The sequence below is a fragment of the Streptomyces viridosporus genome, from assembly GCF_002078235.1.
Taxonomy (GTDB): domain Bacteria; phylum Actinomycetota; class Actinomycetes; order Streptomycetales; family Streptomycetaceae; genus Streptomyces; species Streptomyces viridosporus.
Genome location: NZ_MSGP01000785.1, coordinates 350 through 608 on the forward strand (window position 1 = coordinate 350; position 259 = coordinate 608).

Genomic DNA, 259 nt, shown 5'->3' on the forward strand with positions numbered 1-259 from the left:
ACGGGTCCACCCGCCGCATCGCCACGGTCGTCAGCTCCGTCCCGGACGCCACCAGGGCCCGCTCCAGCACGTCGAGGCTGGGCGCCCCGCCGGTGCCCATGATCAGGCGGGACGTGAAGGACGTACCGCCGAGGACGAACGGATCGTCGGCCATGGTCAGCCTCCCTGGACGGCGGTGAGGACTTCCACGCGGTCGCCCTCCGCCAGGGCGGTGGCGGGCCACTGGGCGCGCGGGACGACGGTTTCGTTCAGGGCGGCG

The 259-nt window shown here is 74.1% G+C and carries 1 protein-coding gene and 1 pseudogene; both read right to left on the reverse strand.

Annotation, left to right across the window (positions count from 1 at the left end; genetic code table 11):
* Window positions 1–160: pseudogene (locus B7L92_RS43270) on the reverse strand (thiazole synthase); the annotation flags it as partial.
* Window positions 157–259, reverse strand: a 103-nt coding sequence (gene thiS, locus B7L92_RS37515) for a sulfur carrier protein ThiS (RefSeq protein WP_081241579.1), incomplete at its 5' end; no start/stop codon positions are given. The gene thiS and the pseudogene B7L92_RS43270, both read right to left, overlap by 4 nt.